The sequence below is a fragment of the Nocardia sp. NPDC057663 genome (genome assembly GCF_042799895.1).
In the GTDB taxonomy this organism is placed as follows: Bacteria; Actinomycetota; Actinomycetes; order Mycobacteriales; family Mycobacteriaceae; genus Nocardia.
This window is the reverse complement of record NZ_JBHVHX010000002.1, coordinates 201,031-215,240: the sequence shown is the minus strand read 5'-3', so window position 1 is coordinate 215,240 and position 14,210 is coordinate 201,031. Positions and strand designations below refer to the sequence as shown.

The 14,210-nt window shown below is 70.4% G+C and carries 15 protein-coding genes; 12 read left to right on the top strand and 3 right to left on the bottom strand.

Going from position 1 to position 14,210, the window contains the following annotated elements; all coding sequences use genetic code 11:
* The first annotated feature begins 144 nt into the window (after positions 1-144).
* Positions 145-1,476 carry a M16 family metallopeptidase gene (locus ACFVAV_RS05740; protein ID WP_379031789.1) on the top strand — a complete coding sequence of 444 codons (1,332 nt, stop codon included), beginning with the start codon at positions 145-147 and terminating at the stop codon, positions 1,474-1,476.
* A gap of 55 nt (positions 1,477-1,531) precedes the next feature.
* The gene (locus ACFVAV_RS05735) at positions 1,532-3,052 is read left to right on the top strand and encodes a tetratricopeptide repeat protein (protein ID WP_379030572.1); all 1,521 of its coding nucleotides are present in this window, start codon (positions 1,532-1,534) and stop codon (positions 3,050-3,052) included.
* 10 nt (positions 3,053-3,062) lie between these two features.
* Here ACFVAV_RS05735 and ACFVAV_RS05730 read toward each other — a convergent pair whose 3' ends face one another.
* Entirely contained in the window at positions 3,063-3,398 is a 336-nt protein-coding gene (locus ACFVAV_RS05730; protein ID WP_379030569.1) for an ArsR/SmtB family transcription factor, read from the bottom strand.
* Between the two features lie 92 nt (positions 3,399-3,490).
* On the opposite strand from ACFVAV_RS05730, the gene ACFVAV_RS05725 reads away from it, so the two are divergent.
* Positions 3,491-4,699, top strand: coding sequence for an MFS transporter (locus tag ACFVAV_RS05725; protein ID WP_379030566.1), 1,209 nt, complete (start codon positions 3,491-3,493; stop codon positions 4,697-4,699).
* Between the two features lie 52 nt (positions 4,700-4,751).
* On the opposite strand, the gene ACFVAV_RS05720 is transcribed toward ACFVAV_RS05725, so the two are convergent.
* On the bottom strand, positions 4,752-5,147 hold the full coding sequence (locus tag ACFVAV_RS05720) for a VOC family protein (protein WP_379031786.1): 396 nt from the start codon (positions 5,145-5,147) through the stop codon (positions 4,752-4,754).
* Between the two features lie 135 nt (positions 5,148-5,282).
* Here ACFVAV_RS05720 and ACFVAV_RS05715 point away from each other — a divergent pair, with 135 nt between their 5' ends.
* The 9 genes from ACFVAV_RS05715 to ACFVAV_RS05675 all read left to right on the top strand — a co-directional run bounded on the left by ACFVAV_RS05715 (position 5,283) and on the right by ACFVAV_RS05675 (position 13,605).
* Positions 5,283-6,389 carry an alcohol dehydrogenase catalytic domain-containing protein gene (locus ACFVAV_RS05715; protein WP_379030563.1) on the top strand — a complete coding sequence of 369 codons (1,107 nt, stop codon included), beginning with the start codon at positions 5,283-5,285 and terminating at the stop codon, positions 6,387-6,389.
* A 72-nt stretch (positions 6,390-6,461) separates the two neighbouring features.
* The gene (dapB, locus tag ACFVAV_RS05710; protein ID WP_379030560.1) at positions 6,462-7,208 is read left to right on the top strand and encodes a 4-hydroxy-tetrahydrodipicolinate reductase; all 747 of its coding nucleotides are present in this window, start codon (positions 6,462-6,464) and stop codon (positions 7,206-7,208) included.
* Complete coding sequence (locus ACFVAV_RS05705) at positions 7,205-7,702, top strand: hypothetical protein (protein WP_379030556.1); 498 nt, start codon at positions 7,205-7,207, stop codon at positions 7,700-7,702. Before dapB ends, ACFVAV_RS05705 begins: the two co-directional genes overlap by 4 nt.
* Complete coding sequence (locus tag ACFVAV_RS05700) at positions 7,702-8,154, top strand: flavodoxin family protein (protein ID WP_379030553.1); 453 nt, start codon at positions 7,702-7,704, stop codon at positions 8,152-8,154. The genes ACFVAV_RS05705 and ACFVAV_RS05700 overlap by 1 nt, the downstream gene beginning before the upstream one ends.
* A 93-nt stretch (positions 8,155-8,247) precedes the next feature.
* The gene (locus ACFVAV_RS05695) at positions 8,248-9,309 is read left to right on the top strand and encodes an SDR family oxidoreductase (RefSeq protein ID WP_379030550.1); all 1,062 of its coding nucleotides are present in this window, start codon (positions 8,248-8,250) and stop codon (positions 9,307-9,309) included.
* 143 nt (positions 9,310-9,452) lie between these two features.
* The gene (locus ACFVAV_RS05690) at positions 9,453-10,127 is read left to right on the top strand and encodes a response regulator (RefSeq protein ID WP_379030547.1); all 675 of its coding nucleotides are present in this window, start codon (positions 9,453-9,455) and stop codon (positions 10,125-10,127) included.
* Positions 10,091-11,347, top strand: coding sequence for a sensor histidine kinase (locus ACFVAV_RS05685; protein WP_379030543.1), 1,257 nt, complete (start codon positions 10,091-10,093; stop codon positions 11,345-11,347). The genes ACFVAV_RS05690 and ACFVAV_RS05685 overlap by 37 nt, the downstream gene beginning before the upstream one ends.
* Positions 11,340-12,365 (top strand): hypothetical protein, encoded by a 1,026-nt coding sequence (locus ACFVAV_RS05680; protein ID WP_379030540.1) that lies wholly within the window; start codon positions 11,340-11,342, stop codon positions 12,363-12,365. The genes ACFVAV_RS05685 and ACFVAV_RS05680 overlap by 8 nt, the downstream gene beginning before the upstream one ends.
* A gap of 40 nt (positions 12,366-12,405) precedes the next feature.
* A complete protein-coding gene (locus ACFVAV_RS05675) occupies positions 12,406-13,605 on the top strand; it encodes a winged helix-turn-helix domain-containing protein (protein WP_379030537.1) in 1,200 nt (399 codons plus the stop codon).
* A 10-nt stretch (positions 13,606-13,615) separates the two neighbouring features.
* Here ACFVAV_RS05675 and ACFVAV_RS05670 read toward each other — a convergent pair whose 3' ends face one another.
* Positions 13,616-14,062, bottom strand: a complete 447-nt coding sequence (locus ACFVAV_RS05670) for a hypothetical protein (protein WP_379030535.1) — start codon at positions 14,060-14,062, stop codon at positions 13,616-13,618.
* Positions 14,063-14,210 lie beyond the last annotated feature (148 nt).

Sequence of the window (14,210 nt, the reverse complement as noted above, 5' to 3'; positions counted from 1 at the left end):
GGCGCATAGAATCGCGGAGCCGGCCGTCGAGCCTGCTGCCTGCTCGCCCCAGGCATCCGCGCACGTCGCCAGGCACCTGTTTTCGAGAGGTTGAGAACCCATGTCAGTACAGCCGTCCGGTGGGATCGGGTGACGAAGCCACAGTTGACCGAGTCGAGTACCGAAACCGCTGACGACGTCTCCACCGACGGTGGTGTGCGGCGCACCGTGCTCCCCGGCGGGCTGCGCGTGGTGACCGAACACGTTCCCGGCGTGCGCTCGGCGTCCATCGGCGTGTGGGTCGGCGTGGGGTCACGCGACGAAGGCCCGACCGTCGCGGGCGCGGCGCATTTCCTCGAACACCTGCTGTTCAAGGCGACACCGACCCGCTCGGCGCTCGACATCGCCCAGACGATGGATGCCGTCGGCGGCGAACTCAACGCGTTCACCGCCAAGGAACAGACCTGCTACTACGCCCACGTCATCGACGAGGACCTGCCGCTGGCGGTCGAACTGGTCGCCGACGTGGTGCTCAACGGGCTGTGCCGGGCCGTCGACGTCGACGTCGAACGCCAGGTGGTGCTCGAGGAGATCGCCATGCGCGACGACGACCCCGAAGACCTGGTCGCCGACTCCTTCCTCACCGCCCTGTTCGGCGACCACCCGATCGGGCGGCCCGTGATCGGCACCGTCGAATCCATCGAAGGCATGCAGGCCGCGCAGCTGCGCGGGTTCCACCAGCGCCGCTACCGGCCCGACCGGATGGTCGTCGCCGTGGCGGGCAACGTCGACCACGACCACACGGTCGAACTCGTGCATCGCGCGTTCGCCGCGCACCTGGACGCCGCGGTCGAACCGGCGCCGCGCCGCGAGGGCAAGTTCCGCGCGCAGACCGCGCCCAGCCTGGTCCGGATCAACCGCGACAGCGAACAGACCCACCTGGTCTTCGGTGTGCGCGCGTTCGGCAGGCACGAAGGGCAGCAGCGCTGGCCGCTGTCGGTGCTCAACACCATCGTCGGCGGCGGCCTGAGTTCCCGGCTGTTCCAGCGCATCCGGGAAGAACGCGGCCTGGCGTACTCGGTGTACTCGAGCGTGGACACCTTCGCCGACACCGGCGCGTTCTCGGTCTACCTCGGCTGCCAGCCCGAAAACCTCGCCCAGGTCGCGACATTGGCGCGCGACGTGCTCGTCGACGTGGCGACCAACGGGGTCACCGACGCCGAATGTGCCCGCGCCAAAGGCTCGTTGCGCGGCGGTCTGGTCCTCGGGCTCGAGGATTCCGCGTCCCGGATGAACCGCATCGGGCGCAGCGAACTCAGCTACGGCAACCATCGCAGCGTCTCGGCCACCCTGGCCCGCATCGACGCCGTCACCACCGACGAGGTCAGCGCGATCGCCCGCACTCTGCTCGCCCGGCCCTACGGCGCGGCCGTGGCGGGCCCGTACCAGCGCACCCGCGACCTGCCCGCCTCGGTGCGAAAGCTCGTCGAGCGCTAGGTGACTCGCCTGTACTGTGCACTCGGACAGTGCACAGTGGGGGAGGGGAACAGTCATGCCGGTGCAGGTCGCCATCGAGCGGGCTCGCATAGCACAACAGATCGGGCGGATCGAGGAAGCGCGGCGCATTCTCGGGACGGCGTTGCTGGACGCCCCGGACGATCCGCGCGTGCTGATCGCGCTGGCCGACATCGCCTACGACCTCGACGAGTACGACGACACCGTCCGCTTCGCGGGGCAGGCTCTCCTCGCCCATCCTGATTCGGCTCGCGCGCACGAGTTGGTCGCGTTGGCCGCTGCGATGCGCGACGAGTGGGACCGTGCACTCGAGCACGGGGCTACGGCCGTCCGGCTGCGACCCCACCACGCGGGGACGCTGCTGATGCTGGCGTGGCTGCACACCAACGGCCCCCGCAAGGACCCGGACCGTGCGCGCGCGGCGGTGGTCGAAGCGGTCGCGCTGGCGCCGAACGACGCCGACGTCCATAGTTCGGCAGCCGAGACCTATCAGCGGCTCATCGATACCGACGGCGTACGGCGCCATATCGCCGCGGGGCTGGCGATCGATCCGTTGCATGTCGATCTGCTCCGGATGCAGGCACGAGCCGAGTTCGAAGTCGGCGGTATCGAAGGCGGCAGAAAGGCCGCCATCGCGACCTTGCGCGGGCTGCTCGCGAACTCGCCGACCGATACCAAGGCCCGGCGCTTGCTCGCCGAAATGTACTGGCGGGCGTTGATGCGGCTGGCGGCATGGGTGTGGGCCTTCGCGGGTTGCTATGCGGCCGTGGCTATGTGGGCTCCTCAGCTGGTCCTGCGCGTGCTGTCGTCGATCATCTTCTGGACGCTCTTGCTCGCGTGGGTCGGGGTGTTCCGCAAGCTGCGCAAGCAACTTCCCCCTGGATATTTGCGAGCCAGGACGGCACGGCGGCCACGGGTGCTGCTCGCCCTCGCCGCGGTCGCGGTATCCGGGTTGATCGTCGTCGTCGGCGCCGCCGCGATGCGGTCGGAGTTCGCCGGGCTGGTCCGGTTGGGATGCTGGCTGTTGGTGCTCGGGGCACTCGGCGCGGCATTCGGCCACATGCTGCTGTTCACGGCGTGGCTGCGGCGCGGTCCCGATGACCCGGATCCCGACGACGGCTTCGACTTCGCGGGGTTCCAGGTCGTCGTGCTCGGCGTGTGTGTGGTGCCGTTGGTGGTCGTCGCCGGGTTCGTGCGGGGGTGGGCGCGTCAGCCCGCGGTGTTCGGTGCGCTGCTCGCGGTAGTCGGCGTCGTTGTCGCCACTCTCTTGGTCGAGGCCGGGATCACGGTGTGGCTCGACCGGCGCGCGTTCCGCCGGATCTGGGGGATCGCGGTGGCCGCGCTGTGCATCCTGGTGCTGCTGGCGGGATCGGGTGCCGCCGTGTGGTGGGGTGGCGGCGAGATCGTCGAGGGCGAGGTGCGCGGGCGTGAGCTGGTCGATGTGCCTGCGCCGACGACCTCGCGTCGACCGCTCCCGACGATTCCGAGCCGGCTGTTGCCGACACCGCCGAAGCGGCCGAGTACTACCGTCGCGCCGCCGTCGACCACCGACCGCTGAGCGATCGGCCCTACTCCTCGCGATGCGCGCGGTTGGCGGCCTCGACGATCGAGGTGAGCAGACCGGGGACGGCGGCGTCCACTTCGGCGGTGCGCAGGCGCTGGTAGGTCTGGCCGTCGATGATCAGGCGCTCGATCAGGCCCGCCTCGCGAAGGATCTTGAAGTGGTGGGTCGCCGTGGATTTGTTGATCGCGTCGTAGAGCGCCGCGCAGCGCAGCGGCTCGGCCGCATTGCTGAGGCGGCGCACCATCTCCAGCCGTACCGGATCGTGCAGCGCACCCAGGACCGCGGGCAGCGCCGCGACCGGTAGGGTCGGCGCCGCGGAGTGGCCATTAGCCTGAGTCATGATCTACCTCACTCCGGGGTTTGATGGCCATCATACTCGGCGTAGTGTCGAAGCCGTTCGATGGTTATCAAACTCACCTGATGGGGGCCGCTATGGCAGCGACAACGATGGCACCGCCCGAGCCCGGGCAGCGCTGGGCGTACGGGCTCGTGCTCGCTGCGACCGGGGTCGCGCTCGGCGTCTCGGGGGCGCCCGCCCCGCTCTACGGCATCTACGAGACCGAGTGGCATCTCTCGCCACTCACCACGACCATGGTGTTCGCCGTGTACGCGGTGGCCGCCCTCGGCGCGGTGCTGGTCTCGGGCCGGGTGTCGGATGTGGTGGGGCGTAAGCCGGTGATCGTCGGCGCGTTCGCCACCATGATCCTCGGACTGATCGCGTTCCTGCTCGCCGATTCGGTGCCGATGCTGCTGCTGGCCAGGGCGCTGCACGGCGCGGCGGTCGGCGCCACCGTCGTGGCGGGCGCCGCGGCCCTGCTCGATCTGCGGCCTGAACGTGGTGCGCGCTCCGGGCAGCTCAGCGGTGTCGCGTTCAATGTCGGCATGGCGGTCGCCGTGCTCGGCTCCGCCGCGCTGGCTCAGTACGCGCCCTCGCCGTTGCGCACGCCGTATGTGGTGATCGCGGTGGTCTGCCTGGCCGTCGCCGCGGGGATGCTCGCGCTGCGTGAACCGCACACGGCCCGGGTGCAGGGGCGCATCACCATTGCGAAACCAGCTGTGCCGCAGGAGATCAGGGCCGATTTCTGGTTCTCCGCGATCGGTGTGATGGCGGCCTGGTCGGTGCTGGGCGTGCTGCTGTCGCTGTATCCGTCGCTGGCCGCGGCCGAGACCGGGGTGCACAATCTGCTGTTCGGCGGGGTCGTGGTGGCTAGCACCGCGTTCGCCGCCGCCATGGTCCAGCTCTTCGCCACCCGGATTCCGGCGCGGCGGGCCGCGATCATCGGCGACCTCGGGATGGCGGCCGCACTGCTGGCCACGGTGCCCGCACTGGCGACCAGACAACCGGTCGCGGTCCTGATCGCCGGGCTCGTGCTCGGCGCCACCTTCGGGCTCGGTTTCGGCGGTTCGCTGCGCCACCTGTCCGAAGTCGTGCCGCCGCACCGGCGCGGGGAGACCATGTCGGCCTACTACCTGCTCGCCTATTCCGCGATGGCGTTGCCGACGCTGGCGGCGGGCTGGGCGGCGACCACCTGGGGCCTCGCGACCGTGTTTCCCTGGTTCATCGTGATCGTCTCGGTGGCGTGTGTACTGGCCGCGGTGCTCGGGCTGCGCGGCAGCCGGGTGGGCGCGACCGCGCGATAACGACGACACCGGCCGGTCCGCGGGGTCGCGGACCGGCCGGTGTCAGGGCGTATTACGTGGGCCAGCCACCGTACGGGACGGTGATGAGCTCCATGAAATGACCGTTGGGGTCGAGGAAATAGACCCCGCGACCGCCGTCGTTGTGGTTGATCTCGTTCACCCCGTGCTGCTGCGGATCAGCCCAATGGTCCAGCTTGTAGCGCTGGATCTTGGCGTAGGCCGCGTCGAACTCGGCCTCCGAGACGAGGAATGCGTAATGCTGCGGCTGGATTTCGGAAGCATGCGGCGGCACCCGGGCGAAATCGAAGGTGACGCCGTTGTCGAGCGGGATCGGAATGAACGGACCCCACTCCTTTCCTATGTCCAACCCGAGGATGTCCGCCCAGAATTCGGCGGTTTCCCTATTATCGCGGCAACCGACAATGGTGTGATTGAACTGTACTGACAGGGGATTTCTCCTAGGTTCGTGATGGCGCCGACCCTGGGCACGGTACGAGGCGGCCGACAGGAGCACCATCACCGCGAACGAATTTAGCCCCGAATCCGCGGTCCCGCAACGGTCGTTTCGCGGTAGGTTCGCGCCATGAGGATTCGTGGAGCCGTCCTGGAACGCATCGCCGACCCGGCGCCGTTCGCCGCGTCGCAGCCGATCACCGTGTGTGAACTGGAATTGGCCGAGCCGGGTGCGGGCGAGCTGCTGGTCCGGATCGAGGCGGCGGGACTGTGCCATTCGGATCTGTCGGTGGTCGACGGCAATCGGGTGCGCCCGGTGCCCATGCTGCTCGGTCACGAAGCGGCGGGCATCGTCGAGTCCGCCGGGCCGGGCGTCGACGATGTGACGGTGGGGCAGCGGGTCGTGATGACGTTCCTGCCCCGCTGCGGTGACTGCGCGGGCTGTGCGAGCAACGGGCGTACTCCGTGCGGGCCGGGCAGCGTCGCCAACAATGCCGGCGAACTCCTCGGCGGCGGGCGTCGGCTGCGCCGTGACGGCGAGGACGTGCACCATCACCTGGGCGTCTCCGGCTTCGCCACCCATGCCGTCGTCGACCGGCGTTCGGTGGTTCCCGTCGACGACGACGTACCGCCGGAGGTCGCCGCGGTGCTCGGCTGCGCGGTGCTCACCGGTGGCGGCGCGCTGCTCAATGCGGCGAAACCGGCGAAGGGTGACCGGATCATGGTCGTCGGGCTCGGTGGTGTCGGCATGGCCGCGGTGCTCGTCGCGGTCTCACTCGGACTCGGTGAGGTCGTCGCCGTCGACACCGTCGGCGAAAAGCTCTCGCTGGCACGAGAATTCGGCGCCACCGCCGTGTTCACGCCGGGCGAGATCGCCGAGCAGGGCGTGCAGGCCGACGTGGTGATCGAGGCCGCGGGCAATGTGCGCGCCTTCGAGACCGCCGTCGCCGCCACGGCGCCCGGTGGTGTCACCGTGACGGTGGGCCTGCCCGCTCCGACCGCCACCGCCACGATCTCCCCGCTGGCGCTGGTCGCGCAGGGCCGCACCATCATCGGCAGCTATCTCGGCTCGGCCGTGCCCGAGCGCGACATCCCCGAATATGTGCGCCGGTGGCGCGCGGGCACGCTGCCGCTGGAGCGGCTCGTCTCGTCCCGGATCGGCCTCGACCAGGTCAACCAGGCGATGGACGAGCTCGCGGCGGGCGCGGCGCTGCGGCAGGTGATCGTCTTCGACTGACCTCGGCGCCACCTCGCCCGCCGCTGCTCGATAGGCTTGCCGGCAAGGCAGCAGCGAGACGAGGAGATGCGGGTGACCATTCGGGTCGGAGTGCTCGGAGCACGCGGCAAGGTCGGACAGGCGATCTGCGCGGCCGTGGAGGCGGCGGCCGATCTGGAGCTGGTCGCCCAGGTCGACAAGGGCGACGCGCTGGAGACGTTCACCGAGACCGGCACCCAGGTGGTCGTCGACTTCACCCACCCCGATGTGGTGATGGGGAACCTGAAGTTCCTGGTCGAGAACGGGATCCACGCGGTCGTCGGCACCACCGGCTTCGACGAGGCCCGCCTGGCGGAAGTCCGGTCCTGGCTGGCGCAGCGCCCCGAGGTCGGCGTGCTGATCGCGCCGAACTTCGCCATCGGCGCGGTGCTGTCGATGCGGTTCGCCGAGCAGGCGGCGCGGTTCTTCGAATCGGTCGAGGTCATCGAGCTGCACCACCCGAACAAGGCCGACGCGCCCTCGGGCACCGCCTACCGCACCGCCGCGCTGATCGCCGCGGCCCGCGCCGAGGCCGGTGTCGGCCTCAGCCCCGATGCCACCACCACCGAACTCGAGGGCGCCCGCGGCGCCGACGTCGACGGTGTGCGGGTGCACTCCGTGCGCCTGGCCGGGCTCGTCGCCCACCAGGAGGTGCTGTTCGGCACCCAGGGCGAGACCCTGACCATCCGCCACGACTCCATCGACCGGAACTCCTTCGCACCGGGCGTGTTGCTCGGCGTGCGCGAGATCGCCGGTCGACCTGGCCTGACCGTCGGGCTCGACCCCTTCCTGGATCTGTGAGCGCACCCGAACCCGCCGCGCGGCGACCTGACCGTCAGGTCGTGAAAATCGTTGCGCTGGTGGCGTTCCTGGTGCTGGCGCTGATCTACTATTTCATCCGCCTCGGCGGGCTGGCCATCGCCTACATCGCCGACGGCGGCTTCGCCGGCATCGCGATCGGCATCGGCATGCTGCTGCTACCGGTCGTCGGCGTGTGGATCGTGTGGACGACGCTGCAGGCGGCACTGGCCCATCAGCACCTGGCCCGCCGCATCGACGAGGAGGGACTCGAGGTCGACACCTCGGCGCTGCCGCGCCGACCCTCCGGCCGCATCGAACGCCCGGCGGCCGACGCGCTGTTCGCGCAGATCAAGACCGAATGGGAAGCCGACCCGGACAACTGGCGGTCCTCCTACCGGCTGGCCCGCGCCTACGACTACGCGGGCGACCGCACCCGCGCCCGCGAGGCCATGCGCCGCGCGGTGGCTCTGGAGAAGCTGGAGCGGGAGGCGTAGTGGCCCGGTTGCTCCTCGTCCACCACACGCCGTCGCCGCACACGCAGGCGATGTTCGAAGCGGTGCTCGCCGGGGCCACCGACCCCGAGATCGAGGGCGTGGAGGTGGTGCGCCGGGCCGCGTTGGCCGTCACCGCCGTCGACGTGCTCGAAGCCGACGGTTACCTGCTCGGTACCCCGGCCAACCTCGGCTACATGAGTGGCGCGCTCAAGCACGCCTTCGACACCGTCTACTACCCGTGCCTCGATTCGACGCGGGCGCGTCCGTTCGGCCTCTACGTCCACGGCAACGAGGGCACCGAGGGCGCGGAGAAGGGTGTCACCTCCATCACGACCGGGCTCGGTTGGGTGAAGGCGGCCGACTATGTGGTGGTGTCCGGCCCGCCGTCCAAGACCGATCTCGAAGCGTGCTGGAATCTCGGCGCGACGCTCGCCGCACAGCTGATGGAATGAGCTGCCGCGCACACCTCGGTCGTGAACAGTAGACTCCGCCTCGAATCGATCGGGGTGGGGAGCGAATCCCTGTGAGCTACAAGGGAATCGACTATGGGGATCGTCTTGGTGACCGGTGCCACCGGATTCGTGGCCGGGCACTGCGTTCGGGAGTTGCTCGAGCACGGTTATCAGGTCAGGGCGACCGTCCGGGAGCTCCGCGCGGCCGGTAGGCGTGCGCATCTGGTGGAGCTCGCCGAACGGCTCGGTGGTGCGGTGGAGTTCGTGCAGGCGGATCTGACCTCCGACGACGGCTGGGATATCGCGGTGAAGGGCTGCGACTACATCCTGCACGTGGCCTCGCCGATACCCGATGTCGGCAAGGAATCCGAGCAGGCCATGGTCGAGGCCGCTGTCGAGGGCACCCTGCGGGTGCTGCGCGCGGCCGCCGCGAGCCCGACCGTGCGACGGGTCGTACTCACCTCGTCGATCGTGACCGTCAACCAGGGCCACGACGTGGACAAGGTCTTCACCGAACAGGACTGGTCGAATCCGGACCGGCTCACCGGCTACGACCGGAGCAAGGTTCTCGCCGAGCGCGCCGCTCGGGACTTCGTCGACCAGCCGCCGACGGCGCTCGGGTTCGATCTGGTGACTCTGCACCCGCCGATGATTCTGGGACCGGTGCTGCACCCACAGACCAACATGTCCCACGAGCCGGTGATCAGGCTGCTCGGCCGGAAAGTTCCGGGATCGCTCGATGTGGGGTGGTCCACCGTGGATGTCCGAGACCTGGCGCGCGCCCATCGCCTCGCCATGGAAACCCCCGAGGCCGGCGGGCAGCGCTATATCTGTGGGGGAGAACACGTGTGGATGCGTGAGATGGCGGCCGTCCTCGCCGCAGAGTTCGGCCCGCGAGGCTTCGCGGTGCCGTCGCGGACGCTGCCCGACTGGCTGGTCAAACTCGCCGCGACGACCGACGACGCCGTCAAACGTGTCGTGCCCGCCTTGGGCAAGCAGGAGCGAGTCAGCGCGGAGAAAGCGAAGTCAGAGCTCGGCCTCACTTTTCTGCCGGTCCGGCAATCGGTGCTCGACACCGCGGAAAGTCTGCTCGCCCACGGCATCGTCGCGGCGCCGACGCCGCGCCGGTGGTCGCGCCGTGGCCGGATCGGCTGAGGCGGCGAGCACGCTCGACGTGGGCGGATCGCTGTGGCCCCGAATTCTGGTGGGCTGACACGCGGGTGCCCGATGCGGTAGAACTCGACTCCGAGGTGTTGCGGGCTGGCCGCGGATGGGTGTTCGAGGATGGGGAGTGGTCGGTGAGCGAGTTGCAGCAGACTCCGGCGGTGCGGCGGATCGGTCTGGTCGAGGACCACGAGTCCGTGGCGATCGGGCTGGCGGCCATGCTCGGGCCCGAACCCGACCTGGATCTCGTCGCGACCGCCGACACCGTGGCCGGTCTGCTCGCCACCGACGCCGCCCTGGATCTGGTGGTGCTCGACCTGCGCCTGCCCGACGGCTCGACCCCCGAGGACAATGTCACCGTGCTGCGCGAACGCGGCATCGAGGTGCTGGTGTTCACCGGCGCCGACAACGCGTTCCTGGTCCGCTCAGCCGCCAAGGCCGGTGTGCTCGGGGTGCTGCGGAAATCCGAGAGCGTGGCGACGGTGGTCGCCGCGGTCCGCCGGGCCGCCTCCGGGGAACAGGTCGTCACCACCGATTGGGCCGCGGCCATCGACGGTGACCCGCAGCTCTCCGACGTCGGGCTCAGCCCGCGCCAGGAGGAAGTGCTCATGCTGTACGCCTCGGGGGAGAAGGCGTCGCGGGTGGCCCGGCTGACCGGCCTGTCCGAACAGACCGTCAACGACTACCTGGGCCGCATCCGGCAGAAATACGCCGACGCGGGACGGCCCGCCCCCACCAAGACCGATCTGTACAAACGGGCCGTCGAGGACGGATGGCTGCCCGTGCCGGAACGGCAGCAGCGCACGTGACCACCGCCGCGGTCCGCGCGCAGGCGCCGGTGCCCGCCGCGGTGGACAGCGAGCTCTCGCGGGCGGCGACCGATCAGATCCTGCGCAGGCTCGGGGTCGTGATCGGCGTCGGCGCGATGATCGTGATGACCCTCGAACTGCCCGCGGTGCTGATCCAGCCGGCCAACCGCTCGGTGTGGCCCGAAGTGCATCTGGTGGCGGCGTACCTGTTGTTCGCGCCGCTGGCGATCGTCTCGGCGCGCGGGCCGGTCACCGCGATCCGCCGGGTCGCCGGCGCGGCCGCGGTCTGCTATCTCGCCGCGACGGTGACGACCCCGCTGGTGTACTCGGTGGTGACGATCGGTTCGTTCGCGTCGTGGCCGTATCGCGGGCTGGTGCTCGGGGTGATGGCGGGTGGCCTCGCCTGGTCGGGCCGGGTGGCGGTGTGCTTCGCTGCGGTGCTCTCCGTGGCGACCAGCGCCTCCAATGCCGCTGTCGTTCCCGATAGTTCGGCGTGGGCGCTGTTCGGTGACATCACCAGGGCGCTCGGCGTGGCCGCGCTGTTCCTGTGGTGTGTGATCTACGCGCGGACGGCCGCCGAACGCGTCGACCGGGAAGCGGTCGGTCAGCGGTCGCGGGCGGCGGCGGTCGCGGCGACCGCGGCCCGCGAGCGTGAGGGTGCCCGGTTCGCCGCGCTGATCCACGACGCGGTCCTGTCGACACTGCTGGAGGCCTCCCGCGAACAGGAACCCTCCCAGGTCCTGCGCAACCAGGCCGCGCGCACCCTGGAACAGCTCGAACAGGCCCGCAGCGCACCGGAGCTCGACCATCTCGACGCGGCCGCCGCCGTGGAGTTCCTGCGTGCCGCCGTGCGCGACGTCGATCCCGAGCTCCCGGTACAGGCCGCGCGGCGCGGCGCGGATCTGTGCCTGCCGCTCGAAGCGGCCCAGGTGCTCGGCGCCGCCCTCAGCGAAGCGGTGCGCAACAGCCTGCGCCACGCCGAGGTCGCGGGCAGGCAGGTGCGGCGCGAGGTCGCCGTCACCATCGCCACCGGCGGCCTCCGGGTGGTGCTCTCCGACGACGGCGCCGGCTTCGACCCCGCCCGGGTACCGGCCGACCGGATGGGCATCGCGGGCAGCATCCTGGGCCGGATGCGCACCCTGGCGGGCGGCGCGGCCTTCGTGGAGTCCGCGCCGGGGGCGGGCACCGTGGTGACCCTGGTGTGGGGCAGTCATGGCTGACCGGGAGGTGCGGTTCGGTATGCGCGACCTGCTCGGCCTCAGCGACGGCATGGCCTGGCTGTTCGTGGTGATCTTCGAAGCCACCATCATCATGTACCTGCGCGTGAACTTCGATATCGCGCCGGCGATCCCGGCCGCCGCCGCGCTGGTGCTGATGGCCGTCGCGGCGCTGGTGGTCCTGGTCTTCCCGGTGGATCCGCTGCCCTGGCCCGCCACCGTCTATGTCGCCTGCGCCGGTCCCGTCGCGATGGCGCTGACCGTGCCCTGGGTCGAGAACCCCACCGGGTTCTCGCATCAGCTGTGGACCGCTTACCCGACCTCGTATCTGCTGGCGATGCTCGTGCTGCGCGGGCGGATCCTGTCGGCCTGGCTCGGTGTCGCCGCCGCCGCGACGGTGCTCGTCACGATGGGCGTGTTCACCACCTGGCATCCGGAAACCGTGGTGCGGGCGCTGACACCGGTCGCCACGGTCGGCGCGGTGACGGTGTTCATGGCGATCGTGCGGCCCACCCAGCGCTCGCTGCGCGAACTGCGCAGCCAGGCCAACCGGCGCGCGGCGACCGAGGCGGCGCTGTCGGCGGCCACCGCCGAACGCGACCGGCAACTGACCAGGCTCGACCAGGTCGCCCGGCCGATCCTCGCGCGCATCGCCGAGGGCGCCCAGCTCACCGACGACGAACGCGAACAGTGCAGGCTGCTCGAAGCCGAACTGCGCGACGGACTGCGTGCCCCGGAACTGGTGACCGAACGGCTCAGCGCCGCTGCCCGCGGCGCTCGATCCCGCGGTGTCGAGGTGACCCTGCTCGACGACGGCGGGTTCCGCGGTGTCCCGACCTGGGTGCGCCACAACGTGATCGACGCCGCGATCGACGAACTCGACACCGCCGAGGCGGGCACCGTCACCGTGCGCGTCCTGCCGATCGGGCGGCGCTGGGTGGCGACCGTGCTGGCCGCGGCGCCGACCGGGGACCGGCGCACCGAGATCGACACCGCGGGGGTCGTCCGGGTCTCCACCTGAGCCGCGATCACCTGTCGTACCCCTGTGCCAGGCTGAGGGAATGCAGCTGATGAATGCGGCGACGGCCCGGCGGATCGCGCTGGCCGCGCAGGGTTTCGGTAGGCGCCGACCGGCCAATCCGAATCGGCGGGCGGTGCTCGATGTCGTAGCCAGAACCCGCCTGCTGCAATTGGATTCGGTGTCGGCGGTGGTGCGCGCGCACTACGCGCCGGTGTTCAGCCGGATCGGCCCCTACGATCGCAGCCTGCTCGAGCGCGCGGCGTGGAGCGACAGCCCGCGGGCCCGGCGCGGTCTGGTCGAGTACTGGGCGCACGAGGCCGCGCTCATCCCGGTCGCGGACTGGCCGCTGCTGCGCTGGCGGATGGCCGAGTACCGGCACGGGCGCTGGTCGGGCATGCGCGCAGTCGTCGAACGCAATCCGACGCTGGGCAAGGACATCCTCGATGTCGTCACCGAGGTCGGCGCCGCCAGCGCGGGGGAGATCGAACGGCACCTCGAGCTCGACAAGCCGCGCCCCAAGGGCACCTGGTGGAATCTCAGCGACACCAAGCTGGTGTGCGAGCAGCTGTTCGCCGCGGGGGAGTTGTCCATCGCGCGCCGGGCCGGCTTCACCCGCCACTACGACCTCACCGAACGCGTCGTCCCGGCCGACGTCCGCGACCGCGAGATCCCCGAGAGCGACGCCGTCCGCGAACTGCTGCGCCGCTCCAGTCGAGCACTGGGCATCGGCACCGAGACCGACCTGCGCGACTACTACCGCCTGAACCGCCGCCAGAGCGCCCCCGCGATCGCCGACCTGGTCGACGCGGGCGAACTCGTCCCGGTCGACGTCGACGGCTGGGACGCACCGGCCTACCTGCACCCCGAGGCGAGCACGCCGCGCAAGATCACCGGCGCCGCCCTGCTGTGCCCGTTCGATCCGCTGATCTTCTTCCGGCCGCGCACCCAGCGGATCTTCGACTTCCACTACCGCATCGAGATCTACACGCCCGAACCCAAACGGGTGCACGGCTATTACGTCTTCCCGTTCCTGCTCGACGGCCGGTTGGTCGGCCGGGTCGACCTGCGCGCCGAGCGCGGCAGCGGCAGACTGCTCGCGCCCGGCGCGTTCGCCGAACCCGGTTACGCCACCGCCGAGACCGCGCACGCCCTGCGCGGCGCGCTCCGGGAGATGGCGGACTGGCTCGAACTCGACGACGTCGTCATCGGCGAGCGCGGCGACCTCGCCCCGCTGCTGTGACCGGGTCCGCTCACCAGCCCTTCGGACCCTGGCCGCGCATCTGATCGCGCAGCGCGCCGGTGACCGCGCCCGAGAGCCAGGAGTTGAGCGACTGCCCGTTCTGCGCCGCCGCCTCCTCGGCCTTGGACTTGAGCTGTTCGACCAGGCGCAGGGTGACGCGGCTGATGTCGCCGGTCATCTCCTCGAAGGTCGGCGGTTCCTCGGCGCCCGACGGCGTGTTCTTGCGCACGTCGGCCACCGCCGTGGTGCCGTCCAGGCGGACGTGTACGGTCCGGTCGCCGAGCTCGGTGCTGATCTCGGCGGCCAGTTCCGACAGCGCCGACAGCAGTACGAGCCGGCTCGAACTCTCCACCGCCGCGGCCAGGGCGGCGGCGGTGGCCTGCGTTTTCTCGTCGCCGAGAGCAGCGGCGGCGATCAGTTCCTCGCGCAGCCGCGCGGTATGAGCGTTCAGATCCATGACACCAGTGTGCTGTCACAAATGACATCACGCAAGGGTCGCGATGATGTCACCATCGGGGCTGGCAGGCGGCGAAAAACACCCACCGGCAGCCGGATCGGGCGCTAGGGTGTCGAGGCTCATCCGGCGACCGGGTAGCCTTTCTGAC

Coding starts and splice junctions, on each gene's coding strand:
- ACFVAV_RS05685 (WP_379030543.1), top strand. CDS start 10,091: ATGGCTGCCCGTGCCGGAACGGCAGCAGCGCACGTGACCACCGCCGCG.
- ACFVAV_RS05725 (WP_379030566.1), top strand. CDS start 3,491: ATGGCAGCGACAACGATGGCACCGCCCGAGCCCGGGCAGCGCTGGGCG.
- ACFVAV_RS05735 (WP_379030572.1), top strand. CDS start 1,532: ATGCCGGTGCAGGTCGCCATCGAGCGGGCTCGCATAGCACAACAGATC.
- ACFVAV_RS05670 (WP_379030535.1), bottom strand. CDS start 14,062: ATGGATCTGAACGCTCATACCGCGCGGCTGCGCGAGGAACTGATCGCC.
- ACFVAV_RS05715 (WP_379030563.1), top strand. CDS start 5,283: ATGAGGATTCGTGGAGCCGTCCTGGAACGCATCGCCGACCCGGCGCCG.
- ACFVAV_RS05730 (WP_379030569.1), bottom strand. CDS start 3,398: ATGACTCAGGCTAATGGCCACTCCGCGGCGCCGACCCTACCGGTCGCG.
- ACFVAV_RS05675 (WP_379030537.1), top strand. CDS start 12,406: ATGCAGCTGATGAATGCGGCGACGGCCCGGCGGATCGCGCTGGCCGCG.
- ACFVAV_RS05695 (WP_379030550.1), top strand. CDS start 8,248: ATGGGGATCGTCTTGGTGACCGGTGCCACCGGATTCGTGGCCGGGCAC.
- ACFVAV_RS05680 (WP_379030540.1), top strand. CDS start 11,340: ATGGCTGACCGGGAGGTGCGGTTCGGTATGCGCGACCTGCTCGGCCTC.